The organism is Streptomyces sp. NBC_00234 (assembly GCF_036195325.1).
Classification (GTDB): Bacteria; Actinomycetota; Actinomycetes; order Streptomycetales; family Streptomycetaceae; genus Streptomyces.
This window is the reverse complement of record NZ_CP108101.1, coordinates 2,511,956-2,534,279: the sequence shown is the minus strand read 5'-3', so window position 1 is coordinate 2,534,279 and position 22,324 is coordinate 2,511,956. Positions and strand designations below refer to the sequence as shown.

At 69.9% G+C, this 22,324-nt stretch carries 20 protein-coding genes; 12 read left to right on the top strand and 8 right to left on the bottom strand.

Going from position 1 to position 22,324, the window contains the following annotated elements; translation table 11 throughout:
* Positions 1 to 39 precede the first annotated feature (39 nt).
* The 5 genes from OG230_RS11040 to OG230_RS11020 all read right to left on the bottom strand — a co-directional run bounded on the left by OG230_RS11040 (position 40) and on the right by OG230_RS11020 (position 5,297).
* Positions 40 to 720: a response regulator transcription factor gene (locus OG230_RS11040; protein ID WP_328909995.1), complete on the bottom strand. Its 681-nt coding sequence runs from the start codon at positions 718 to 720 to the stop codon at positions 40 to 42.
* The gene (locus OG230_RS11035; RefSeq protein ID WP_328909994.1) at positions 717 to 2,048 is read right to left on the bottom strand and encodes a sensor histidine kinase; all 1,332 of its coding nucleotides are present in this window, start codon (positions 2,046 to 2,048) and stop codon (positions 717 to 719) included. Before OG230_RS11035 ends, OG230_RS11040 begins: the two co-directional genes overlap by 4 nt.
* A 107-nt stretch (positions 2,049 to 2,155) precedes the next feature.
* Entirely contained in the window at positions 2,156 to 3,106 is a 951-nt protein-coding gene (locus OG230_RS11030; RefSeq protein WP_328909993.1) for a DUF4429 domain-containing protein, read from the bottom strand.
* An 85-nt stretch (positions 3,107 to 3,191) separates the two neighbouring features.
* Positions 3,192 to 4,400 (bottom strand): alpha/beta hydrolase, encoded by a 1,209-nt coding sequence (locus OG230_RS11025; protein ID WP_328909992.1) that lies wholly within the window; start codon positions 4,398 to 4,400, stop codon positions 3,192 to 3,194.
* Positions 4,401 to 4,631: 231 nt separating this feature from the next.
* Positions 4,632 to 5,297 carry a TetR family transcriptional regulator gene (locus tag OG230_RS11020; RefSeq protein ID WP_328909991.1) on the bottom strand — a complete coding sequence of 222 codons (666 nt, stop codon included), beginning with the start codon at positions 5,295 to 5,297 and terminating at the stop codon, positions 4,632 to 4,634.
* 116 nt (positions 5,298 to 5,413) lie between these two features.
* On the opposite strand from OG230_RS11020, the gene OG230_RS11015 reads away from it, so the two are divergent.
* Both OG230_RS11015 and OG230_RS11010 read left to right on the top strand, forming a co-directional pair.
* Positions 5,414 to 7,024 carry an MFS transporter gene (locus OG230_RS11015; protein WP_328909990.1) on the top strand — a complete coding sequence of 537 codons (1,611 nt, stop codon included), beginning with the start codon at positions 5,414 to 5,416 and terminating at the stop codon, positions 7,022 to 7,024.
* Positions 7,025 to 7,216: 192 nt separating this feature from the next.
* Positions 7,217 to 7,579 carry a peptidase inhibitor family I36 protein gene (locus tag OG230_RS11010; protein ID WP_328909989.1) on the top strand — a complete coding sequence of 121 codons (363 nt, stop codon included), beginning with the start codon at positions 7,217 to 7,219 and terminating at the stop codon, positions 7,577 to 7,579.
* 69 nt (positions 7,580 to 7,648) lie between these two features.
* On the opposite strand, the gene aceE is transcribed toward OG230_RS11010, so the two are convergent.
* Entirely contained in the window at positions 7,649 to 10,390 is a 2,742-nt protein-coding gene (gene aceE / locus OG230_RS11005; protein WP_328909988.1) for a pyruvate dehydrogenase (acetyl-transferring), homodimeric type, read from the bottom strand.
* Positions 10,391 to 10,874: 484 nt separating this feature from the next.
* On the opposite strand from aceE, the gene OG230_RS11000 reads away from it, so the two are divergent.
* The 6 genes from OG230_RS11000 to OG230_RS10975 all read left to right on the top strand — a co-directional run bounded on the left by OG230_RS11000 (position 10,875) and on the right by OG230_RS10975 (position 15,399).
* The gene (locus OG230_RS11000) at positions 10,875 to 11,312 is read left to right on the top strand and encodes a DUF3052 domain-containing protein (RefSeq protein WP_328909987.1); all 438 of its coding nucleotides are present in this window, start codon (positions 10,875 to 10,877) and stop codon (positions 11,310 to 11,312) included.
* A gap of 143 nt (positions 11,313 to 11,455) precedes the next feature.
* Positions 11,456 to 11,914 carry a peroxiredoxin gene (locus OG230_RS10995; RefSeq protein WP_328909986.1) on the top strand — a complete coding sequence of 153 codons (459 nt, stop codon included), beginning with the start codon at positions 11,456 to 11,458 and terminating at the stop codon, positions 11,912 to 11,914.
* 169 nt (positions 11,915 to 12,083) lie between these two features.
* The gene (locus OG230_RS10990; RefSeq protein WP_185302899.1) at positions 12,084 to 12,659 is read left to right on the top strand and encodes a TerD family protein; all 576 of its coding nucleotides are present in this window, start codon (positions 12,084 to 12,086) and stop codon (positions 12,657 to 12,659) included.
* Positions 12,660 to 12,739: 80 nt separating this feature from the next.
* Positions 12,740 to 13,315, top strand: a complete 576-nt coding sequence (locus OG230_RS10985) for a TerD family protein (RefSeq protein ID WP_328909985.1) — start codon at positions 12,740 to 12,742, stop codon at positions 13,313 to 13,315.
* Positions 13,316 to 13,381: 66 nt separating this feature from the next.
* Positions 13,382 to 14,521, top strand: a complete 1,140-nt coding sequence (locus OG230_RS10980; RefSeq protein ID WP_328911367.1) for a DUF475 domain-containing protein — start codon at positions 13,382 to 13,384, stop codon at positions 14,519 to 14,521.
* A 143-nt stretch (positions 14,522 to 14,664) separates the two neighbouring features.
* Complete coding sequence (locus OG230_RS10975; protein WP_328909984.1) at positions 14,665 to 15,399, top strand: TerD family protein; 735 nt, start codon at positions 14,665 to 14,667, stop codon at positions 15,397 to 15,399.
* 234 nt (positions 15,400 to 15,633) lie between these two features.
* On the opposite strand, the gene OG230_RS10970 is transcribed toward OG230_RS10975, so the two are convergent.
* The gene (locus OG230_RS10970) at positions 15,634 to 16,488 is read right to left on the bottom strand and encodes a TerD family protein (protein WP_328909983.1); all 855 of its coding nucleotides are present in this window, start codon (positions 16,486 to 16,488) and stop codon (positions 15,634 to 15,636) included.
* 208 nt (positions 16,489 to 16,696) lie between these two features.
* Between OG230_RS10970 and OG230_RS10965 the strand changes: the two genes are divergently transcribed.
* From OG230_RS10965 to OG230_RS10950, 4 genes are all read left to right on the top strand, one after another.
* A complete protein-coding gene (locus OG230_RS10965; RefSeq protein WP_328909982.1) occupies positions 16,697 to 17,857 on the top strand; it encodes an HpcH/HpaI aldolase/citrate lyase family protein in 1,161 nt (386 codons plus the stop codon).
* Positions 17,858 to 17,867: 10 nt separating this feature from the next.
* Entirely contained in the window at positions 17,868 to 20,405 is a 2,538-nt protein-coding gene (locus OG230_RS10960) for a phosphoribosyltransferase (RefSeq protein WP_328909981.1), read from the top strand.
* The gene (locus OG230_RS10955; protein ID WP_328909980.1) at positions 20,402 to 21,229 is read left to right on the top strand and encodes an HAD family hydrolase; all 828 of its coding nucleotides are present in this window, start codon (positions 20,402 to 20,404) and stop codon (positions 21,227 to 21,229) included. The genes OG230_RS10960 and OG230_RS10955 overlap by 4 nt, the downstream gene beginning before the upstream one ends.
* Before the next feature lie 126 nt (positions 21,230 to 21,355).
* The gene (locus OG230_RS10950) at positions 21,356 to 22,015 is read left to right on the top strand and encodes an O-methyltransferase (RefSeq protein ID WP_328909979.1); all 660 of its coding nucleotides are present in this window, start codon (positions 21,356 to 21,358) and stop codon (positions 22,013 to 22,015) included.
* Between the two features lie 27 nt (positions 22,016 to 22,042).
* On the opposite strand, the gene OG230_RS10945 is transcribed toward OG230_RS10950, so the two are convergent.
* The gene (locus tag OG230_RS10945) at positions 22,043 to 22,264 is read right to left on the bottom strand and encodes an FmdB family zinc ribbon protein (protein ID WP_328909978.1); all 222 of its coding nucleotides are present in this window, start codon (positions 22,262 to 22,264) and stop codon (positions 22,043 to 22,045) included.
* Positions 22,265 to 22,324: the final 60 nt, after the last annotated feature.

Sequence of the window (22,324 nt, the reverse complement as noted above, 5' to 3'; positions counted from 1 at the left end):
GGGGTCGGGGCGGGCCGGCTCCCCGGAGCAGGGGCCGGGTCAGCTCCCCGGCGTCACCAGCCCCGACTCGTACGCGAAGATCACGGCCTGCGCCCGGTCCCGCAGATCCAGCTTGGCCAGCACCCGCCCGATGTGGGTCTTCACCGTCTGCTCGGCCAGCACCAGCCGTTCAGCGATCTCCTGGTTGGACAGCCCCCGGGCGATCAGCTCCAGGACCTCCGTCTCCCGCGGGGTCAGCCCGTTCAGCCGCAGCGCGGCACCGCTCCGGGCGGCTCCGGACGGCCGCTGGGCCGCGAAGTCCGCGATCAGCCGCCGGGTCACGGAGGGGGCCAGCAGCGCGTCCCCCGCCGCCACCACCCGTACCGCGGCGATCAGGTCGGCGGGCGGCGCGTCCTTCAGCAGGAAGCCGGACGCGCCCGCGCGCAGCGCCTCGTACACGTAGTCGTCCACGTCGAAGGTGGTGAGCATCAGCACCTTCGGCCGGTGGATCACGCCCACGGGCGGGTTCAACAGCTCACGGGCCGCCGCCAGCCCGTCCATCTCGGGCATCCGCACGTCCATCAGCACCACGTCCGGATGCTGATGGCGGCTGACCTCGATGGCCCGGCGTCCGTCCGGGGCCTCACCCACCACGTCGATGTCGCTCTGCGCCGCCAGCAGTGCCGCGAACCCCGCGCGCACCATGGCCTGGTCGTCGACGATGATCACGCGGATGGTCACGAGTCCTCCGAGGTCGGGGCTGCGTTCAGGGGGAGCCGTGCGGCCACCCGGAACCCGCCGTCCGGCAGCGGACCGGTGTCCAGCGTGCCGCCGGTCAACCGTACGCGTTCGCGCATACCCACCAGGCCGTGTCCCGTCCCGCTCGCCTCCAGGGGCGAACCGGGCCGCTCGGCCCGGTCGTTGACGACCAGCACCGTCAGATGGCCGTCCCCCGAGGTGATCGACACCCTGGTCCGCGCCCCCGGCGCGTGCCGGACCACGTTCGCCAGCGCCTCCTGCACGATGCGGTACGCCGAAAGCTCCACCGCCTGCGGGACGCCACCGCGCCCGGCCAGCTCCGCCACCTCCGTGGCCAGCGACAGTTCGGCGGGCAGCCCCGCCCGTACCGTCGCCTCCACCAGCGCCTGCACCCGGCCGAGTCCGGGCTGCGGTGCGCGCTCGCCCTCCGTACCGTCGCTGCGCAGTACCGAGAGCAGCCGCCGCATCTCGGTCAGCGACTCCCGGGCACTCGCCGCGATGGCGCCGAACTCCTCGCGCGCCTCGTCGGAGAGACCCGTGATCCGGTAGGGGGCGGAGTCGGCCTGGACCGTGATCACCGACATGTGGTGCGCGACCACGTCGTGCAGTTCACGGGCGATCCGGGTCCGTTCCTCCAGAAGCGTGCGCTGCGCCCGCTCGGCCTCGCTGATGGTCTCCTGCTCGACGAGCCGCCGCTGGGCCTCGCCCCGTTCCCGTACGGCTGCCCCGATCACCAGCACCACCGCGCCGAGGACGAACAGGAGGAGCGCGCTGCCGTTGCTGCGGTCGGGCGCGATCAGGTGCAGGGCCAGCCCCGCCGCCCCCGTCGCCAGCCAGACGCAGAACACGGTCCTGCGGGTCTCGCGCAGGCCCAGCGCCAGCAGCACGAAGAGGTAGCCGATGATGACCGGCGGGGTCCACGGCCAGATGTCGTACTTCTCGACCGGTTCGCCCAGCACGACCAGGGCGCCCACGATGTCGGCCGGGAAGATGATCCACCAGGCTTGCAGGGGGCGGTGCGCCAGCATCAGCAGCGGTGCGGCCTGGGCGACGGCGAGCGCTCCCGCCACCCCGCCGGCCACGCCGTACTGCGAGGTCAGGACGTTGACCGTGACGGGGACGAAGGTGGCCGCGAGGGCGATGACGACGCCGTACGGAAGCAGCCGCTGCCACAGCCTCGGGGCGTCGGCGAAGAGCGGCGTGGGCGGATGGGACGCGTGGGACAGCCCGTGGGCGAGCTCGCGCAGATTGCGGCGGGCGGCGCTCAGCAGGCCGTCGGCGGGCGGCGGCCCGGCGGGTGAAGTCGACATGGCCCGCTCACCCTAGACAGCGAACCCGCCGCACCACGTCGTACCGGGGTACCGATCCGCTGCCGCGCGGGTCGTACCGGGGTACGGGGTGCGGCGGCCCCGCACCGCTACAGCTCCGCGAGCAGCTGCGCCTTCTTCGCGCCGTACTCGTCATCGGTGACCAGCCCTGCCTGATGCAGTTCGCCCAGGTGTCTGATCCGCTCCGCGATGTCCGCGGGGTCGCGCCGCCCGGCGCCGACCAGAGCGGCGGGCGCGGGCGCGGGGGACGCCTGACGCCGGCGTACGGACTCCAGTACGGCGGCGGCGAACGGCAGCGACTCGTGCACCGGGCCGTACCCGAGACCGAAGACGACCGCAGCCGGGTCCTGGTCCGCCTGTGTGGGGCGGACGGCCGCCTGCGGGAGGCCCTGCACCGCGCCCACTCCTCCGTAGGCCGCACCGTGCCCGTCCGCCGGAACCGCCGCACCGGAGTCCCCCGCGGTGCGGGGCACGAGTCGCAGATAGCCGTCGAACGCCTCCGGCGAGCGCCACTCGACGCCGCACAGCTCCCCGACCGGGAACGTCTGGTCGCCCGCCTTCCACTTGGCGCTGGACGCACCGGTCCAGAACCACCGGAAGGAGATCCGGTCCCCGTCGAAACTCGCCCGGCCGTCGTACGCCTTGAAGTTCATCGGTGCCTCGGGCGCCGCGACCATGAACCGCTCGGCGGGCCGTGCGGCATCCGGACCGAGGAGGGCGCGCAGCTCGTCCCGGTAGTACTCGGCGAGCGTCTCGCGCTCGGCGGGAAGCACCAGCCGGTACGGATCGCAGCCGTCCTTCAGCTGTCCTGCCGCAGCCTCCAGCAGTGGATCGGCACCGGGTCTCGGCACCGCGCGCAGGACCACCGTGCCCCGCTTGCCCGGGTTCAGCGTCACCGACGACAACGCCGCGTGCGGGACGCGACGTTCACGCAGACTCTGGAAGAGCTTCGGCGTGCGGATACCCCGTTCGAAGCGGATGAGCACGGAGTCGGTGTCGAACTCCCAGGTGGCATGAATTCCGGCCAGCACATCACCCATGTGCCTCATCGTATGCGGCACCGGCCTCCACGTCCCCCCTCGGAGTGAGCCCCAATTCGGCCCGGTTCACTGTGCTCTACGCGCGTCAGGTGTCCCGCTCGCCGGAAATCCCGCTGTGGCAGGCCCCGTCGCCGGTCATACAGCTGACCGAGTCGTAGGCCCCCACGCCGATCGCCGCGAAGTTGCTGAGGCTCTCCGTGCCCGGCTCGAAGTAGCCGCTGTGCCCTATCGCGCCCCGGGCCGACATGATCCGCGCGCCGAACTCCGGGTCGACCGGGTCGGCGCCGTGACCGATGCCGCCGACCGCCAGGTACGGCACGTCCTGGATCCAGTCGTCGCGGTCCCGCGTCGCCCACACCCTCGCTCCGGTGTCCAGCTGATCCGCCCGCGACACCCGCATCCCCGGACTGCCCGCGACCGCGATGTCCGTCACCCGTGACGGCAGTTCGTCCGCGGCCACCCCGCACAGCACGGAGCCGTAGCTGTGGCAGAACAGCGAGACGCGCGACGTGCCGGGCAGCACACCGACCAGGGCGTTCAGCCGCACGGCGCCGGCCTTCGCCAGCCTGCCGAGAGCCGCGTCCACGCCGATTCCGGCGGGAGAGGTGTAGTCGGCCCAGGCGATGACCGCGGTACGCGTGCCCGGACGGGCGGCGCGCTCGGCCTCGTACAGGGACTGCGCCATGCCCACCGGGGCCGAGTACTTGCGGCCGGAGCGTTCCAGCGTCAGCAGGTTGGTGTCGACGCCCGGGACCACGACCGAGACCCGGCTCGCCCGGTCGAGATCGCCGAAGACCTCCGCCGCGTGCCCCTTCCCCGAAGGGTCGAAGGCCAGGAAGTGGCGGTTCTTCGTGAGCATCGAGCGGAAACGGTCCATCCTGCGCAGCGCCTCGTGACGGCCGCCGGGCGAGAGTCTCGTGTCGTGCATCCGCCGCTGCTCCACGGCCCTCGCCTGCTTCAGGGCCTGCCGGTTGGCGTGGTAGCGCAGAGTGACCGGGGCGCCGTTCAGGTTTCCCACGACGAGCGGGTATCTGTCGGCGAGCGTGAGCTGCTGCCGGTCGGTCAGCGTCGCGAAGAAGTGGGCCAGCCGGTAGGGCGGCGCGGCCACGTCCGGCAGTGCGTGACCCGCTATCCGCCCCTGGGCCCAGGAGGCCAGCGCGATCTCGCGTGGCTCGTCGGAGCGTTGCTGACGCACGGCGGTCCACCCGGTGGTCGCCAGCATCACGAACACGACCGCGACGGCGAGCAGTGCGCGCCACGCGGTGAGTGTGGGGGAGGAGTCGAAGGAAGTCACTGCGCCACACATTAGGAGACGCGCGCCGGAGCCCGTGACGGGGGTGACGCACATCACCTGTTGGCGAGGAATTCAACCGCCGTTCCTCACGCTGTGTGTGCGCTCCGAGCACGCTCCGGTGCGCTGGACGGCCTGTTGGCCGGGCGCGCGGGTGCCCGGCGCCGATATGTGTGAGGTCCGCCATGCGCGGACGCTGAGATGTGCGGCACACGGTCCGCGGGAACTCCGGTACTAGGCCGTGTCCGTGGAGCTCCGCCAGTTCCCGGCGAGCGTCGGGCCGAGGTGGTCCAGGTACTCCTCGGTCAGGGCCCGGAGCGATTCCATGCTGGTGTCGTCCCCCTGCCCCCACTGCTGTCCCGCCACCCGCATCACCCCGGCGAACGCGGCGACGGCGATCCGCGGGCGCGGGTCGGACTCCAGGTCGAGCCCCTCGCGTCCGGCGATCAGCCGGGCGATCTCCTCCTCCAGGACCACGCCGCGGCGCATATGGGCGGCGAGCAGCGACGGGGTCGACTCGATCATCCGGTACGTCCGCATATGGAGGTCGACCGGGATGAGCGCCTCGATCGCCTCGCCGATGCTCCTCCAGGAGCACAGGACGGCCTCGCGCATCGCCTCGAAAGGGGTTTCCGCGGCAGGACGTTGACGCAGCTCCGTGAGGAAGCGGGACTCGACCATCGTCTGGACGGCGAAGGCGGCCTCCTCCTTGTTCGCGAAGTAGCGGAAGAAGGTGCGCTGGGAGACCTCGACGGCTTCGGCGATCTCGTCGACGGTCGTCCGTTCGTACCCCTGTGTCGTGAAGAGTTCCAGGGCGGCGTGCAGCAGGGCGTCACGGGTGCGCTGTTTCCTGCGTTCGCGCAGTCCGGCCGGAGGTTCGGCTTTCTGCCCTTCTGGCACGTAGCGGCTCTCTTTCTGACGTTTCGACCGGCTCGGGTCACCTGTGAGCTACGTGACAGTTACCGAGTTGTGAATTGGTTTGTCAACTGTCAGCGGCTGACACTAATCTCCAGCGCATGACTAGTCAGACCACCGTTGAGAAGGCGTCGCGGGAGCCGGAAAAGACCGTTCCCCCAGCCCCGGCCAAGGGGCTGCGCGGCCACCCCTGGCTGACGCTCTTCGCCGTTGCCATCGGCGTGATGATGGTCGCGCTCGACGGCACGATCGTCGCGATCGCCAACCCCGCCATCCAGAAGGATCTCGGTGCCTCGCTGGCCGACGTCCAGTGGATCACCAATGGCTACATGCTCGCACTCGCGGTGTCGCTGATCACCGCGGGCAAGCTCGGTGACCGCTTCGGTCACCGCCAGACCTTCCTGATAGGCGTCGTCGGCTTCGCCGCCGCCTCCGCCGCCATCGGCCTCTCCGACGGCGTCGCCCTGGTGATCGCGTTCCGCGTCCTCCAGGGTCTCTTCGGTGCCCTGCTGATGCCGGCCGCACTCGGCCTGCTGCGTGCCACCTTCCCGGCCGAGAAGCTGAACATGGCGATCGGCATCTGGGGCATGGTGATCGGCGCGTCGACCGCCGGTGGCCCGATCCTGGGCGGCGTGCTCGTGGAGCACGTCAGCTGGCAGTCCGTCTTCTTCATCAACGTGCCGGTCGGTGTGATCGCGCTCGTCCTCGGCCTGGTGATCCTCAAGGACCACCGCGCCGAGAACGCCCCGCGTTCCTTCGACATCGGCGGCATCGTGCTGCTGTCCCAGGCGATGTTCTGCCTCATCTGGGCCCTCATCAAGGGTGCGGAGTGGGGCTGGGGCGACTTCAAGACGCTCGGCTTCCTGGGCGCCGCACTGATCCTGTTCCTCGTCTTCGCGCTCTCCCAGAAGAACGTGCGCGAGCCGCTGATCCCGCTGGCGATGTTCAAGTCGCTGCCGCTGTCCGCGGGCGTGGTCCTGATGGTGCTGATGGCCTTCGCCTTCATGGGCGGGCTGTTCTTCGTCACCTTCTACCTGCAGAACGTGCACGGCATGAGCCCCGTCGACAGCGGCCTGCACCTGCTGCCGCTGACCGGCATGATGATCGTCGCCTCGCCCCTCGCGGGCGCCCTCATCACCAAGTTCGGCCCGCGCGTGCCGCTCGTCGGCGGCATGGTGTGCACCGCGGTCGCCTGCTTCGGCATGTCCCAGCTGACGATCGGCACGGGCACGCTGACCATGTCGATCTGGTTCGGTCTGCTCGGCCTCGGTCTCGCACCGGTCATGGTCGGCGCCACGGAGGTCATCGTGGGCAACGCCCCGATGGAGCTCTCCGGCGTCGCCGGTGGCCTCCAGCAGGCCGCGATGCAGGTCGGCGGCAGCCTCGGTACGGCGGTGCTCGGCGCGATCATGGCTTCCCAGGTCGACGCCAAGCTGGCCGACAACTGGGCCGAGGCGGAGCTTCCGCCGGTCTCTCCCGAGCAGCTCGACCAGGCGTCCTCGGCCGTCGAGGTCGGTATGCCGCCGATCGCCCCCGGCACCCCGCCGGAGATCGCCGCGAAGATCGCGGGCGTCGCGCACGACACGTTCGTGTCGGGCATGAGCACCGCGTTCATGGTCGCCGGAGTCGTCGCCGTGGGCGCCGCCCTGGTCGCCACCCTCACCAAGCGCGGCGAGAACGCCGAAGCGGGCGCGGGAGCCGGGCACATCTAGGGCCTCGGGCCGACCCTTTTCCCCCATCGCCGGACGGGCTCGATCCCGTCCGGCGATGTCCTTTGCTCCCGGTGTACGCCCGGCGCCGGAAACCCCTATCAGGGTGGTGGCGCCCCGGAGGTCTTCCCGCGGCGCCGGGCCGCAGGTCAGGGTGCGGACATTGATCCGCACGACCACGGGGGACGATCCACCATGCGTACCACTGTCCTTGCGGCCGCCCTGGCCGCCACCGCGCTCATCCCGCCGACCGGCGTCCACGCCGCACCCGTCCGGCTGGGCACCTGTGACACGGGGCAGCTCTGCCTCTGGAAGAAACCGGACTTCACCGGCGCCCGGCAGGTCCACGAGCTGTCCACGGTCGACGTCGACAGCTGCGTGCCGTTGCCGGCGGGCACCAGGGCCCAGGCGCTCGCCAACCGCACCGGGCGTCCCGTCACCACCTACCAGTCGCCGGAGTGCGCCGAGACCGGCGAGTTCGAGACCTACCCGGGCGGCGGCACCTGGGTGCCCAGGTCCTCGTACCAGGTCAGGGCCTTCAAGATCTGGGAGAACTGACCCCGGCCGGTCGGGGCACGGCAGAGGGGCGGCGCGACCTTCCGGTCGCACCGCCCCTCGTCCGTCGTGTTACGCGTCGCCGCCGGCCGGACCCGGATCGGCCGCGGCCACATCCAGGAGCTCGTAACGGTCGACCGCCGTCTTCAGGGCGGACCGGTCGATCTTCCCCTCCTTCGCGAGCTCGGTGAGCACCGCGAGCACGATCGACTGGGCGTCGATGTGGAAGAAGCGACGGGCGGCGCCACGGGTGTCGGCGAAGCCGAAACCGTCCGCACCCAGCGACTGGTACGCGCCGGGAACCCACCGGGAGATCTGGTCGGGTACGGAACGCATCCAGTCCGAGACCGCGACGAACGGGCCCTCGGAGCCGGAGAGCTTCGACGTCACGTACGGGACGCGCTGCTCCTCCTCGGGGTGGAGCAGGTTGTACCGCTCCACGTCCACGGCCTCGCGGCGCAGCTCGTTCCAGGAGGTCGCCGACCAGACGTCCGCCTTGACGTTCCACTCGTCGGCGAGGATCTGCTGCGCCTCGACCGCCCACGGGACCGCCACACCGGACGCCATGATCTGGGCCGGGATCTGGCCCTTCTCGCCGCTCCGGTAGCGGTACACGCCCTTGAGGATGCCCTCGACGTCCACGTCCGCGGGCTCGGCCGGGTGCTGGATCGGCTCGTTGTAGACGGTGAGGTAGTAGAAGACGTCCTCGTTCTCCTCGGGCGTCCCTCCGTACATCCTGCGCAGACCGTCCTTGACGATGTGCGCGATCTCGTACCCGAAGGCCGGGTCGTAGGCGACACAGCCCGGGTTCGTCGAGGCGAGGAGCTGCGAGTGGCCGTCCGCGTGCTGGAGACCCTCACCGGTCAGCGTCGTACGACCGGCGGTCGCGCCCAGCACGAAGCCGCGCGCGAGCTGGTCGGCCATCTGCCAGAACTGGTCACCGGTGCGCTGGAAACCGAACATCGAGTAGAAGACGTAGACCGGGATCAGCGGCTCGCCGTGCGTGGCGTACGCCGATCCGGCGGCGATCAGCGAGGCCGTGCAGCCGGCCTCGGAGATGCCGTCGTGCAGCATCTGCCCGGTCGGCGACTCCTTGTAGGCGAGGAGCAGCTCGCGGTCCACGGCCTCGTACTGCTGACCGAGCGGGTTGTAGATCTTCGCACTCGGGAAGAACGCGTCCATACCGAAGGTGCGGTACTCGTCGGGCGCGATCAGCACGAAACGCTTGCCGATCTCCTTGTCCCGCATGAGGTCCTTCAGGATACGGACGAACGCCATGGTCGTGGCGATCGACTGCGTACCCGAACCCTTCTTCGCGGTCGCGTACGTCTTCTCGTCGGGCAGGGGCAGCGGCTTCGCGCGCACCACACGCGTCGGGACGTAGCCGCCCAGACCCTGGCGGCGGTCGTGCATGTACTGGATCTCTTCCGAGTCGCGACCCGGGTGGTAGTAGGGCGGGTAGCCCTCGTCCAGCTGCTTGTCCGTGATCGGGATGTGCAGCCGGTCGCGGAAGCGCTTGAGGTCCTCGACCGTGAGCTTCTTCATCTGGTGGGTCGCGTTGCGGCCCTCGAAGTTCGGCCCCAGGGTCCAGCCCTTGACCGTCTGCGCCAGGATCACGGTCGGCTGGCCCTTGTGGGCCTTGGCCGCCGCGTACGCCGCGTAGACCTTCCGGTGGTCGTGCCCGCCGCGGCCCAGGTGCAGGATCTGCTGGTCGGACATGTCCTTGACCATGTCGCGCAGCCGCGGGTCGTCGCCGAAGAAGTGGTCACGGATGTACGCACCGGTCTCGGTGGCGTACGTCTGGAACTGGCCGTCCGGGGTGGTGTTCAGCTTGTTGACCAGGATGCCCGTGCGGTCCTGCGCGAGCAGCGGGTCCCAGGAGCGGTCCCAGACCAGCTTGATGACGTTCCAGCCGGCACCGCGGAACTGCGACTCCAGCTCCTGGATGATCTTGCCGTTGCCGCGGACCGGGCCGTCGAGGCGCTGCAGGTTGCAGTTCACGACGAAGGTGAGGTTGTCCAGGCCCTCACGGGCGGCGATGGACAGCTGGCCGAGCGACTCGGGCTCGTCCATCTCGCCGTCGCCCAGATAGGCCCACACGTGCGACTTGGAGGTGTCGGCGATGCCGCGCGCCTCCATGTAGCGGTTCATCCGGGCCTGGTAGATCGCGCCGAGGGGGCCGAGGCCCATGGAGACGGTCGGGAACTCCCAGAAGTCCGGCATCAGTCGCGGGTGCGGGTAGCTGGACAGGCCGTTCGGAGCCTTGGACTTCTCCTGGCGGAACGCGTCGAGCTGCGTCTCGCTCAGCCGGTCGAGCAGGAAGGCGCGGGCGTAGATCCCGGGGGACGCGTGTCCCTGGAAGAAGATCTGGTCGCCGCCGTCGCCCTCGTCCTTGCCGCGGAAGAAGTGGTTGAAGCCGACGTCGTAGAGCGACGCGGAGGACGCGAACGTGGCGATGTGGCCGCCGACGCCGATCCCGGGCCGCTGGGCGCGCGAGACCATCACGGCCGCGTTCCAGCGGGTCGCGTTGAGGACCTTGCGCTCGATCTCCTCGTCGCCGGGGAAGAACGGCTCGTCCTTCGTGGCGATCGTGTTGACGTAGTCCGTGCTGCGCATCTCCGGCACGGCGACACGCTTCTCGCGTGCGCGCTCGATGAGGCGGAGCATCAGGTAGCGGGCACGCTCACGGCCCCGCTCGTCGACGGCGGCGTCGAGGGAGTCGAGCCATTCCTGGGTCTCTTCGGGATCAAAATCCGGGACCTGGCTCGGAAGGCCGCCAATGATGATCGGGTTGCGATCGGATCCGGAAGCCACGCTGTTCCTTCGCTGTTCGGTGCTGCTCTACGGGGCCTGTTTACGGGGACGGTGCCCCCGGGACATCTGCTGTGCGCCGCCTCCATCGTGTACCGCGAGGGCGCAAACGTCATCTCTACCGTGGGGTAACCGCGAGGTTGTGAACCCTCGCACCCGGGGCACGAGTATGGGCGTCGGCAGGATGGGTCGGGCCAAACCGCAACCATACGCCCAACCCGTCCATGCGTTCCCAAAGGCTGTTCGACTCCGATTGGCGGATCGAAACGGCATAAGCTGAGGAAGGACGTAAACGGATTGGGCGATATCGAAGACCCCGTAGGAGACCGGCCGGAGCTTGCGGCGACGTGGCAGGGAACGTCACCGTTTAGGCGGTCTCACGCGCTGGGTACTTGCGCGATTCGCCGAGCCCGTGTGGACTACGGCCAACGCCCCGCGTACGCGCGTGGGTGGAAGCATTTTCCGAAACATGATCAGGAGGCAACCCGTGAGCGCGACCGCGGACCACGCGGAGGAGCGGACCAACCCGGCAGCACGCCTGGGGTTCGAGCCCGGACAAGTGGTCCAGGAGATCGGCTACGACGACGACGTCGAGCTGGAGCTCCGTGAGGGCATTGAGGCCACTACCGGCCAGGATCTCGTCGATGAGGAGTACGACGACGTCGCCGACGTCGTTCTGCTCTGGTTCCGCGACGAGGACGGCGACCTTACGGACGCGCTGGTGGATGCCATTGGTCTGCTCGAGGACGGCGGTACGGTCTGGCTGATGACGCCGAAGACCGGCCGTGACGGATACGTCGAGCCGAGCGACATCAACGAGGCTGCCCAGACAGCCGGTCTCGCCCAGACCAAGAGCATCAGTGCGGGCAAGGACTGGACGGGCAGCCGTCTGGTCACCCCCAAGGGGGCCAAGGCCAAGCGCTGACCCCTCTCCCACCACCCGGGGCCCCCGACGGCATCACGCCGTCGGGGGCCTTCGTACATCTGCGCGCCGGGCCACTGCATAGGGTGGGACCATCCGGACGGACCGGTCCGGGTATGCGGTGAAGTACTGAAGGGACGCGTTTCATGGCGATCGAGGTCGGCACCCTGGCCCCGGAATTCGAGCTGAAGGACAACCACGGGCGGACCGTGAAGCTCTCCGACTACCGCGGCGAGAAGAACGTCGTGCTGCTCTTCTACCCGTTCGCCTTCACCGGTGTCTGCACGGGCGAGCTCTGCGCGCTGCGCGACGAACTGCCCCGCTTCGAGAACGACGACACCCAGCTGCTCGCCGTCTCCAACGACTCCATCCACACCCTGCGCGTCTTCGCCGAGCAGGAGGGCCTGGAGTACCCGCTGCTCTCGGACTTCTGGCCGCACGGCGAGACCTCGCGGGCGTACGGCGTCTTCGACGAGGAGAAGGGCTGCGCCGTGCGCGGCACCTTCATCATCGACAAGGACGGCACGGTCCGCTGGGCCGTCGTCAACGGTCTCCCGGACGCCCGGGACCTCAAGGACTACATCAAGGCCCTCGACTCGATCTGATCCCCGCCTGTTCCCCGGTCGGGCTCCACGATCCGGGAGATCTCCTGGCGACGCCCGGCCAAAAGCCTGTTTCGGCAGGGAACCGGTCACTAGGATCCAGTCGTTGATCTGATGCCAAGCACGATGGGGACGCTGGTTCTGCCGGCCCCTGAAACCTATGGGAGGACTCGTGGGAGTCAGCCTCAGCAAGGGCGGCAACGTCTCGCTGACCAAGGCCGCGCCCAACCTGACCGCGGTCATCGTCGGTCTGGGCTGGGATGCCCGTACCACCACCGGCGGTGACTTCGACCTCGACGCCAGCGCGCTGTTGACGGGTGTCGACGGCAAGGTGGGCAACGACGGCAATTTCGTCTTCTTCAACAACCTCAAGAGCCCCGACGGGTCCGTCGAGCACACCGGTGACAACCTCACCGGTGAGGGCGAGGGCGACGACGAGGTCGTCAAGGTCAACCTGGCCGGAGTTCCGGCCGACGTCGACAAGATCGTCTTCCCGGTCTCGATCTACGAGGCCGAGAGCCGTCAGCAGAGCTTCGGTCAGGTCCGCAACGCGTACATCCGCGTGGTGAACCAGGCCGACAACACGGAGCTCGCACGCTACGACCTGAGCGAGGACGCCTCGACGGAGACCGCCATGGTCTTCGGCGAGCTGTACCGCAACGGTGCGGAGTGGAAGTTCCGCGCCATCGGCCAGGGTTACGCCTCGGGTCTGCGCGGTATCGCGCAGGACTTCGGCGTGAACGTCTGAGCCACGCCAGCATTTCCCGTCAGGCGCCGCACGATGTGCGGCGCCTGACGTTCTCATCCATCGACACGGGGAGGACACACATGGGCGTCACGCTCGCCAAGGGAGGCAATGTCTCCCTCTCCAAGGCCGCACCCAACCTCACCCAGGTGCTGGTCGGGCTCGGCTGGGACGCGCGATCCACCACCGGAGCGGACTTCGACCTCGACGCCAGCGCGCTGCTGTGCCAGTCGGGCCGGGTGCTCGGTGACGAGTGGTTCGTGTTCTACAACAACCTCACGAGCCCGGACGGCTCCGTGGAGCACACCGGGGACAACCTCACCGGTGAGGGCGAGGGCGACGACGAGTCGGTCATCGTGAACCTCGCCCAGGTCCCCGCACACTGCGACAAGATCCTCTTCCCGGTGTCGATCCATGATGCGGACAATCGGGGACAGACGTTCGGCCAGGTCAGTAACGCGTTCATCCGCGTCGTGAACCAGGCGGACGGCCAGGAGCTGGCACGGTACGACCTCAGTGAGGACGCCTCCACGGAGACGGCGATGATCTTCGGAGAGCTCTACCGCTACGGCGGGGAGTGGAAGTTCCGTGCAGTCGGGCAGGGGTACGCGTCGGGGCTGCGGGGCATCGCTCTAGACTTCGGGGTCAACGTTTCGTAAAGCCGCGTACGCGCGGGGGAGCCCCTCACTCACGGGGGAGGTCCGTACACACACGATGGGGTGCCAGTGATTCTGAAAACCTTCGGCTGGTCGTTCGCGGTGACCGCGCTCGGCCTGGTCGCGGCGCTGTTCTACGGGGGGTGGCAGGCGTTCGGCATCGTTGCGATCCTGTCGGTCCTGGAGATCTCGCTGTCCTTCGACAACGCGGTGATCAACGCCGGAATCCTGAAGAAGATGAATGCCTTCTGGCAGAAGATCTTCCTCACGATCGGTGTGCTCATCGCGGTCTTCGGTATGCGACTGGTCTTCCCCGTCGTGATCGTGGCCATCAGCGCCGACCTCGGGCCGATCGAAGCCATCGACCTGTCGTTCAACGACCCCGACAAGTACAAGGAACTGGTCACGGACGCGCATCCGTCGATCGCCGCGTTCGGTGGCATGTTCCTGTTGATGATCTTCCTCGACTTCATCTTCGAGGACCGTGACATCCAGTGGCTGCGCTGGATCGAGCGCCCGCTCGCCAAGCTCGGCAAGGTCGACATGCTGTCGGTCTGTGTCGCCCTGATCGTCCTGCTGATCTCCGCCATGACCTTCGCGACCCAGGCCCACCAGCACGGTGGCGGTCACGTGGACAAGGCCGAGACCGTCCTGCTCTCGGGTATCGCCGGCCTCATCACGTACCTCGTCGTCGGCGGGCTCTCCGGATTCTTCGAGAACAAGCTCGAAGAGGAGGAGGAGCGCGAGCAGGAGGCCGAGGAAGAGGCCAAGAAGGCCGGCAAGCCGGTCTCCGCGGTCGGACTCGCCGGTAAGGCGGCGTTCTTCATGTTCCTCTACCTCGAGGTCCTCGACGCGTCCTTCTCGTTCGACGGCGTCATCGGCGCCTTCGCCATCACCAACGAGATCGTGCTGATGGCCCTCGGCCTCGGTATCGGTGCCATGTACGTCCGTTCGCTCACCGTGTACCTGGTCCGCGAGGGCACTCTGGACGACTACGCCTACCTGGAGCACGGCGCGCACTACGCGATCGGCGCCCTGTCGATCATCCTCCTCGTCACCATCCAGTACGAGATCAACGAGCTCATCACCGGTCTCGTCGGTGTCGTCCTGATCGGCTGGTCCTTCTGGTCGTCGGTCCGCCGCAACAAGGCGATCGCCGCGGGCGGCGACGGCTCCGGTTCCAAGGCGGAAGTCTCCTCCGGGGTGTGACCCGGTAGGGAATGAGGAACGCTCTCTGCGGGGCGGCCCACACGGCGGCGGTTCTCCGGAACCGGCCCGGGGCCGCCCCGTAGTGACGTGCGGGGGCTGTGACGACGCCACTTGGGCACCAACGGAAGATGTGGGGGGTAGGGATGGCCTTCTGGGACAGCCTGTGGCCGAGGCGGGAAACACAGTTCGAGGCGGGCAACTCCGCGACGAACTCCATCGTGCTCTCCAAGCGCCATGCCACGGTCTCACTGACGAAGCAGGGCGCCCTGTCCGGAAATCTGCGCGTCAACCTCTCCTGGAGGATGCGCAGTTCGGACATCGAGGGCCGGTCGCGGCAGAGCGGGCGGCTGCTGCGGCCCCTGAAGCTCTTCCAGCCCGACGTCGTCCAGGCGCACACCCAGGGCGTGGTCAACGTCGACCTGGACCTGGGCTGCATGTACGAACTGAAGGACGGCACCAGGGGCGTGGTCCAGCCGCTGGGGAACCTGATCGGTGATCTGAACGGGCCGCCGTACATCCGGCTCAGCGGCGACGACCGCTTCGGGGCGCCGTCGGGGGAGACCGTCTACGTCAACCTCGACCAGCGCGACCAGATCAAGCGGCTGCTGTTCTTCGTCTACATCTACGACCAGACGCCGGCCTTCGACCGTACGCACGCCAAGGTGACGCTCTACCCCGGCAACGGCCCCCGGATCGAGATCGAGCTCGACGAGAGGGCCCCGCAGGCCCGGTCCTGCGCCGTGTTCACCGTCGACAACGTCAAGGACGAGCTGATCGTGCGGCGCGAGGTGAAGTTCGTATACGGCTTCCAGTCGGAACTGGACCGGCTGTACGGCTACGGCATGCAGTGGGGGCGCGGCTACAAGACCCGCGCCTAGGGCCTGTCGTTTGGATCATGCCGGGCTCGCGTGCCCTGGCGCGCGCTCCCCCGAGCTCTCGGCTTCGCTCGAGCAGGGAGGGGCCCCCTCCGGCGTTGTCGTCGGTCGTCGACGCTCCGCGTCGACTCGCTCCTCCGCCTTGCAGCTGCCCACACCAGACCCCGCTCCCTGATCCGGCCTGATCCAAACGAAAGACCCTAGGGTCTGTCGTCGGAGCCTCTCGTTCGCGCCCGCTCAGGACCTGAGGAACTGGGGGCCCTGCGGGGGCAGCGCGAAGTTCGGGTCCGGAGCGTGCGCCGCCGCGGCGGCGGGCTGCGGATAGCCGTACGCGGGCGGAGCGGCGGCCGGCTGCGGGTACCCGTACGCGGGCTGGGGCGGAGCGGAGTGCTGCCCGGCGGGCTGCGGGTATCCGTAAGCGGGCTGCTGGTGCTGGACGGTGGCCTGGGAGTCGGGCGCGACCGCGGGAGCCGGCGGGAACGCGGGCGAGGGCGCGGCCTGGGCGGGCACGGGCGCGGGGGCCTGGTCCGGGTCCGTGGCCGTCTCGTCCACCGAGATGCCGAAAGCCGTCGCGAGGCCGACGAGGCCCGTCGGATAGCCCTGCCCGACCGCGCGGAACTTCCACCCCTCGCCACGCCGGTAGAGCTCGCCGCAGATGATGGCGGTCTCCTCGCCGGTCTCCGCCCTGACGTCGAAGACGGCCAGCGGATCGCCGTCCGCCGACGCGGCGTCGTACAGCAGGATGCACAGATCGCCGACCTGTTCGAAGGCGGCCCCGTCCGAGGACGCGGCGATCACCACCTGGTCCACGGAGGGGTCGAGGGCGGAGAGATCCGCCTCGATCGTGTCGGTGAGCCCGTCGGGGACGCTGCGCTTGGGCAGCCGTCGTACCAGGCCGGAGGGGTGCCGGGGCTGGTTGTAGAAGACGAAGTCCTCGTCGGAACGCACCCGTCCGGAGGCGCCGAGGAGCAGGGCGGAGGCGTCCACATCGGGGACACCGGCGCCCGGGGTCCAGCGCAGCACGGCCCGTACGGCCGTGGCATCGAGGGGGACGTTCGAGCCCTTCAGCATCGCGTGCGTCATGCCCGTCATCCTGCCTGCTGCCTGCCCGAACGGACAACGCGGGGGCCGCACGGGTTTCGGTGGCGGCGATACGGGTGGAGTGGCGATACCTCGCGGTGAGTGCGTGTAATGGACGAGTTACCCGAAATTCATGCCTCTGGGGAACTGCCGACACCCGTCCGTACGTACTATTACCGGCCATACGTTGTCCGGCCGGTCAGGCAGTACGGGGGATCTCATGCGTCACTTCGGGCATATTTCGCCCGCTGCCCGGGAGGGCCTGTTCTTCCAGGAGCCGTGCGCATTCGACGCGGACTCTCCCGCCCGCATGCTCTCGGCGGCCCTGGGAGCCACGCTCTACAGCCCCGCGACCCGGCCGCGCCTGGCCGACGACGTGATCAAGCAGGCCGGTCTCGGAGTCGTCTCCATGGTGCTGTGCCTGGAGGACTCGATCGACGACGCGGAGGTCGCGGACGGCGAAGCGAACCTGGTCAGGCAGTTCGCGGACCTCGCGGCGAGGGGCACGGAGACGCCGCTGCTCTTCATCCGGGTGCGCGCCCCCGAGCAGATCACCGACCTGGTGAGCCGGCTCGGCGGATCGGTGCGGCTGCTGTCCGGATTCGTACTGCCGAAATTCACCGAGGAGCGCGGCGTCCTCTTCCTGGAGGCACTCGCGAGCGCCGAGGCCGCCAGCGGACGGCGGCTCTTCGCGATGCCGGTCCTGGAGTCGCCCGAGCTGCTGCACCTGGAGACCCGGGCGGACGTCCTCCAGGGCATCGCCCGCACGGTGAACAAGTACCGCGAGCGGGTCCTCGCCCTGCGGCTCGGCGTCACGGACTTCTGTTCGGCGTACGGGCTGCGCCGGGCCTCCGACATGACCGCGTACGACGTCCAGATCGTCAGCGCCGTCATCGGGGACGTGGTCAACGTGCTGGGCAGGGCCGACGGCACGGGCTTCACGATCACCGGCCCGGTCTGGGAGTACTTCCGGCTCCAGGAGCGCATGTTCAAGCCCCAGCTGCGCCGCAGCCCCTTCGCGGGGCGGGCCGAGGAACTGCGTACGGCCCTGATCGAGCACGACCTGGACGGGCTGCTGCGGGAGATCGAGCTGGACCGCGCCAACGGGCTGCTCGGCAAGACCTGCATCCACCCGTCCCACGTCGTGCCCGTGCACGCACTCTCCGTGGTCAGCCACGAGGAGTTCAGCGACGCCCAGGACATCCTGCGGCCGGAGCGCGGCGGCGGCGGAGTGCTCCGCTCGGCGTATACGAACAAGATGAATGAAGTGAAGCCGCACCGCGCATGGGCCGAGCGGACCCTGCAGCGGGCCGAGGTCTTCGGTGTGGCCAAGGAAGATGTCGGGTTCGTGGAGCTGCTGGCCGCGGGCCTGGCGGACTGAGCGCGTGTCGATGAGCGAGCGCGCGACGAGGGAAGAGGCACAGGACGTGGTGTGGACGGGCAGCTGGGTTGCCGAGCGGCTGGGAGTCGAGCTCGTCGGCGACGGGGAGCTCCAGGAGCTGCTGGGACTCGCCCTGCGCCGCAACCCCAAGCGGGCACACCTGCTCGTGTCGAACGTGCTGGGCAAGCACGTGCCGCAGAAGCCCTCCGTGGTCTACGGGGCGGGGTTCGAGCTGGGGGAGCGGGTACGCGACCTCCTCGGTGAGGCGGAGGCCCGCCGCGCCGTCGTCCTGGGCTACGCGGAGACGGCGACCGGCCTCGGCCACGCCGTCGCGGACGGGCTCGGTGTGGCACCGTACCTCCACTCCACGCGCCGCCCCGTCGAGGGCGTGGCCCGTGCGGGCGGCTTCGAGGAGTCCCACTCGCACGCCACCTCGCACCTGCTGCTGCCCGAGGACCCGGCCCTGCTGTCGGGCGGCGCCACCGGTGCCCCGCTGGTCCTGGTCGACGACGAGTTCTCCACGGGCAACACCGTGCTGAACACGATCCGCGCCCTGCACGAGCTGTACCCCCGTGAGCGGTACGTCATCGTGGCGCTGGCGGACATGCGCTCGTCGGCGGACCGGGGGCGACTGGCCGAGTTCGCCGACGAGATCGGCGCCCGCGTCGACCTGGTGGCCCGCAGCGCGGGAACGGTGCTCCTGCCGGACGGCGTACTGGAGCGCGGGCAGGACCTGGTGGCGGCCCAGGAGGCGCGGCAGGCGGCCACCGCGCCCGCCGACGGGGCGATACCCGCTGCCGGGACCCCGGGCGACGGCCCCGCGAAGCCCGCACCCACCCGGATCGGGCTGTCCTGGCCCGCCGGCGTCCCCGACGGCGGACGGCACGGCTTCACCCCGGCCCACCGCGCGGCCCTGGAAGCGGCCCTGCCGGGCATGGCGGCACGTATCGACGAAGCGCTGGGCGACGCCCGGCGCGTACTCGTCCTCGGCTTCGAGGAGCTGATGTACGCCCCGCTCCGCCTCGGCACGGCGCTGGAAGCGGTCTCGACCGCCGAGGTGCGGTACTCCACCACCACACGTTCCCCCGTCCTCGCCCTCGACGACCCCGGGTACGCGATACGCAGCCGGCTCGTCTTCCCGGCCCACGACGAGCCCGCCGACGGCCCCGGCGACCGGTACGCGTACAACGTCGCGGGTGCCGGTTTCGACGCCGTCGTGGCCGTGGTGGACTCCGTGGCGGACACCCCCGCGCTGCACGCCCCCGACGGGCTGCTGGCCCGGCTGGCCGCGCACACCGATCACGTCCTGCTGGCCGTGGTCCCCTCCCACGTCCCGGCCCCGGCCCCGGCAGCCGCCGGGGACTCCGAGGCCCCTTCCCGCGCCGCCGAACGGCAGGAGCCCCCCATGCTGCCCGAGCCCCTCCGAGGCCCCGCCTTCTCCTCCTACGCCGCGCAGGACGTCGGCTGGCTGCTCCAGGACCTCTCGGACACCGAGCTGGAGGCGCCCACCGAGGAGCGCGAGGAAGCGATACAGAGCGGTGGCGCGCACTACGCCGAGTCGCTCCCCGTCGAATACCAGCCGACGCCCCAGTACCAGGACCTCTTCAAGGCCGCGCTGGACACCTCGGCCGCCAGGGTCGCCCGGGCCGTCGGAACGGTCACCGAGACCGTCCTCGCCGAACGGTCCCCCCGCCCCGTCCTGGTCTCGCTGGCCCGGGCCGGCACGCCCGTGGGCGTCCTGATGCGCCGCTGGGCCCAGTACCGGTACGGCCTCGACCTGCCCCACTACGCCGTCTCCATCGTGCGCGGCCGGGGCATCGACGCCAACGCCCTGCGCTGGCTGGCGGCCCACCACGACCCGACCGACGTCGTCTTCGTCGACGGCTGGACGGGCAAGGGCGCGATCACCAGGGAACTCGCCGTCGCCCTCGCGGAGTTCGAGGGCTTCGACCCCGAGATCGCCGTCCTGGCCGACCCCGGCGGCTGCGTCCGCACCTACGGCACCCGCGAGGACTTCCTCATCCCCTCCGCCTGCCTCAACTCCACGGTCTCCGGACTCATTTCCCGTACGGTCCTGCGTGCCGACCTGGTCGGCCCCGAGGACTTCCACGGGGCGAAGTTCTACCGCGAGCTCGCCGGTACGGATGTGTCCGGCCACTTCATCGACACCGTCGCGGACCGCTTCGGCGAGGTCGTGGACGCGGTGGACGCCGACGTCAAGGAACTGCTCACGGCCGACCGGGCCCCCACCTGGGAGGGCTGGGCCGCCGTCGAGCGGATCAGCGAGGAGTACGGCATCCACGACGTGAACCTCGTCAAGCCGGGAGTCGGCGAGACGACACGCGTACTGCTGCGCCGCGTTCCGTGGAAGATCCTCGCCAAGCGCGGCGCGGGCGCCGACCTCGACCACGTACGACTGCTCGCCGAACAGCGCGGCGTACCGGTCGAGGAGGTCGACGAACTCCCGTACACCTGCGTGGGGTTGATCCACCCGCAGTTCACGCGGGGCGCCACGGGTGCGGACGGCCGGGCGGTGACGGGGAAGTGAGCGCACAGGTGACACTGGTCGCCAGCGACCTCGACCGCACCCTCATCTACTCCGCGGCGGCCCTCCAGCTGCCGATGCCCGACGCGGAAGCCCCGCGGTTGCTGTGCGTCGAGATCTACGGACACAAGCCGCTGTCCTATCTCACCGAGACCGCGGCGGCGCTGCTCGACGCGGTGGGCCGCAGCACGGTCTTCGTCCCCACCACGACCCGTACCCGCGAGCAGTACCACCGCATCCATCTCCCCGGCCCCGCACCGCAGTACGCCATCTGCGCCAACGGCGGACACCTGCTGGTCGACGGGGTCTCCGACCGGGACTGGCAGCGGCAGGTCGCGGCCCGGCTCGCCGACGAGTGCGCCTCCCTCGCCGAGGTCAGGGCCCACCTGGTCGCCGCCGCCGACCCCGCCTGGCTCCTCAAGGAACGGATCGCCGAAGACCTCTTCGCGTACCTCGTCGTCGAGCGCTCGCTGCTGCCCGAGGGCTGGGTGAAGGAACTGGCGGACTGGGCGGACGGCCGGGGCTGGACCGTCTCGCTCCAGGGCCGCAAGATCTACGCCGTACCCAGGCCGCTCACCAAGAGCGCCGCGATGAACGAGGTCGCACGCCGCTGCGGCGCCTCTCTGACCCTCGCCGCCGGCGACTCGCTCCTCGACGCGGACCTGCTGCTCGCCGCGGACCGTGCCTGGCGCCCGGGCCACGGCGAACTCGCGGACAGCGGCTGGACCGCCCCGAACGTCGAGGTGCTGAGCGAATCGGGTGTCGCGGCGGGCGAGGAGATCCTGCGCCGGTTCATCGGCGCGGCCGGCGCGGAGCGGCGCCGGTAGCCCGCGCCGCGCGCGAAATCCGGCCGACTCCGGACAGGATGGCAGCCAGGATTCCAGGATTGCGGACAGACCGTCGGGCGGACTCCCGACGTGCCGGAAGCCGTCCAGTCACGGAGGAAGCGCGCGATGAGCAAGGGCAACGAAACCAGGATCACGGACGAGCTGTACGCGTACATGCTGGCGCACAACCCACCGCTCGACGCGGTGCAGCGTGAGCTCGTCGAGACCACCTACGCCCGGTTCCCGGACCATGCGGGCATGCAGTCCGCGGAGGAGCAGGGACCGCTCCTCGCCTTCCTCGTCCGGCTGACGGGAGCCGAGCACATCGTCGAGGTCGGCACCTTCACCGGCTTCTCGGCGCTGGCGATGGCCCAGGCGCTGCCGCCGGGCGGGACGCTGATCGCCTGCGACGTCTCCGAGGAGTGGACGTCGTTCGGCCGGGCGGCCTGGGAGAAGGCCGGCGTCGCGGACCGTATCGACCTGCGGATCGCACCCGCGCTGGAAACCCTGCGCGCGATGCCGTCCGCACCGCACATCGACCTCGCCTACCTGGACGCGGACAAGGGCAACTACATCCCGTACTGGGAGGAGCTGGTCCCCCGGATGCGTCCCGGCGGCCTGATCGCGACCGACAACGTGCTGTTCCACGGGGGCGTGGTCGATCCGCGGGCGACCGGGGCAGCGGCGGCGATCAAGGACTTCAACGTCCACGTCGCCGCCGACACCCGTATGGACAGCGTGCTGCTCACGGTGGCGGACGGGCTGACGCTCTCGCGGAAGAGGTAGGAGGCCCGGAGCCGGAGGCGTCCTGGGTCAGCCGCAGCAACCGCCCCCGCAGCAACCGCCACCCCCACCCCCACCGGCTGCCGGGGCGGGCGCGGACTGGGCCCCTCCGGCGACGGCAACGGTGGAGAGCAGCTTCACGGTGTCCTCGTGCCCGGCGGGGCAGGTGGCGGGAGCGGCGGACTCCGCCATCGGACGGCTGACTTCGAACGTGTCTCCGCAGGGGCGGCAGCGGTACTCATAGCGAGGCATGGCCCAAGCGTAGAGCCCGGGGCAAGACCGCGTAGCCAGGACTTCTCGTCAATCTGCGGT

Coding starts and splice junctions, on each gene's coding strand:
- OG230_RS10965 (WP_328909982.1), top strand. CDS start 16,697: ATGCGTCACTTCGGGCATATTTCGCCCGCTGCCCGGGAGGGCCTGTTC.
- OG230_RS10985 (WP_328909985.1), top strand. CDS start 12,740: ATGGGCGTCACGCTCGCCAAGGGAGGCAATGTCTCCCTCTCCAAGGCC.
- OG230_RS10970 (WP_328909983.1), bottom strand. CDS start 16,488: ATGACGGGCATGACGCACGCGATGCTGAAGGGCTCGAACGTCCCCCTC.
- OG230_RS11010 (WP_328909989.1), top strand. CDS start 7,217: ATGCGTACCACTGTCCTTGCGGCCGCCCTGGCCGCCACCGCGCTCATC.
- OG230_RS10995 (WP_328909986.1), top strand. CDS start 11,456: ATGGCGATCGAGGTCGGCACCCTGGCCCCGGAATTCGAGCTGAAGGAC.
- OG230_RS10960 (WP_328909981.1), top strand. CDS start 17,868: ATGAGCGAGCGCGCGACGAGGGAAGAGGCACAGGACGTGGTGTGGACG.
- OG230_RS10945 (WP_328909978.1), bottom strand. CDS start 22,264: ATGCCTCGCTATGAGTACCGCTGCCGCCCCTGCGGAGACACGTTCGAA.
- OG230_RS10975 (WP_328909984.1), top strand. CDS start 14,665: ATGGCCTTCTGGGACAGCCTGTGGCCGAGGCGGGAAACACAGTTCGAG.
- OG230_RS10950 (WP_328909979.1), top strand. CDS start 21,356: ATGAGCAAGGGCAACGAAACCAGGATCACGGACGAGCTGTACGCGTAC.
- OG230_RS11030 (WP_328909993.1), bottom strand. CDS start 3,106: ATGGGTGATGTGCTGGCCGGAATTCATGCCACCTGGGAGTTCGACACC.
- OG230_RS11015 (WP_328909990.1), top strand. CDS start 5,414: ATGACTAGTCAGACCACCGTTGAGAAGGCGTCGCGGGAGCCGGAAAAG.
- OG230_RS11035 (WP_328909994.1), bottom strand. CDS start 2,048: ATGTCGACTTCACCCGCCGGGCCGCCGCCCGCCGACGGCCTGCTGAGC.